The sequence below is a fragment of the Flavihumibacter sp. UBA7668 genome (genome assembly GCF_002483205.1).
Lineage (GTDB): Bacteria > Bacteroidota > Bacteroidia > Chitinophagales > Chitinophagaceae > Flavihumibacter.
Window position 1 is genome coordinate 462,859 of sequence record NZ_DLHM01000002.1, and the last position, 1,029, is coordinate 463,887.

1 protein-coding gene and 1 pseudogene are annotated in these 1,029 nt (G+C 48.5%); both read right to left on the bottom strand.

The window, feature by feature from the left end; genetic code table 11:
* The coding region (locus tag B2746_RS05670) for an efflux RND transporter periplasmic adaptor subunit (RefSeq protein WP_290791823.1) at positions 1-770 on the bottom strand (770 nt) is incomplete at its 3' end.
* 1 nt (position 771) lies between these two features.
* Positions 772-1,029: pseudogene (locus B2746_RS05675) on the bottom strand (hypothetical protein); the annotation flags it as partial.

The following is a 1,029-nucleotide window of genomic DNA, read 5'->3' on the forward strand; positions in this document are numbered from 1 at the left end:
GCCATTCCACCACCCATTCCTGCGTCATTACCTGCGCCCCCGGCCATAGCTGACGGTGCCGATGGATCAAAAAGCACAAATCCTTCAAAAGGGCTGTAAATGGCTATGGTATAAGGCGCTTCCCCTGATTTTTCAATCTGTTTTACCTGGCTGGAGGTAAGCCCGAGCAATAAGAGCTTTTGCCTGGCCCTGCCCGCGAGAATACTGTCGCCGGAAGACTTTTGCAGGTAAAGCAATTCTTCGATATAAGTGCTTATGTCGGGGCTGTAGAGTTCCAGTATCTTTTCGCCTTTGCGCACATACTGGTAATTGTATTTTACATACAGCCTTTCAATCCTGCCGCCAACGCGAACGGGTACTTTCCGGTTGCGCCTGTAGTCAAAGTCAATATACCCGTTACCGTGAACCGTAAAGCTCGCCGGTTGGTCAAGCGGTTCTATTGCCTGTTGGGTAGAGATCACGGTTCGGTTGGTGGGCAGGGTATTCCAGTACGTTTCATCCGCTATCGTATCAGTGGACGCCTGTTCACCGGGCATATCCATACCAGCCATACTGCCATGCGCAGCATGGGCGTTGCTGCTATCCTTTACCCCGCTCATTTTCATGCCGCTGCTGTCCTTCATAGTGGCATGATCTGCGCCGCCGGAATGCGCACCATGATCTGCGCTGCGATTGTTGCAGGCAAGCAACACAAGAGCAAACCCGATGCATATAAAATATACCCGGCTTTTGTGCCCGCTGAAGCTGGTATGTTGATTATGATTACACATGCTATTTTATTTCCCGTTGATATTCGTATTCAGATTGTATCGTAAACACCTGTCCCAATTTATCGGTACGTTCAAGTTCCTTCATGAGCAGCATGTTCCATGCATCCAGCAGTACAAAGAAGTTACCTGTGTTCTGGCGATAGGCCAAAAGGTTACTTTCCAGGTTCTTTTTGTAGGAAGGCACTACATTTTTATCATAGTTATCCAACTGCCTGGTCTCATAGAGCAGCATGGTGATCTTTTCCCTTACCATTTGTGT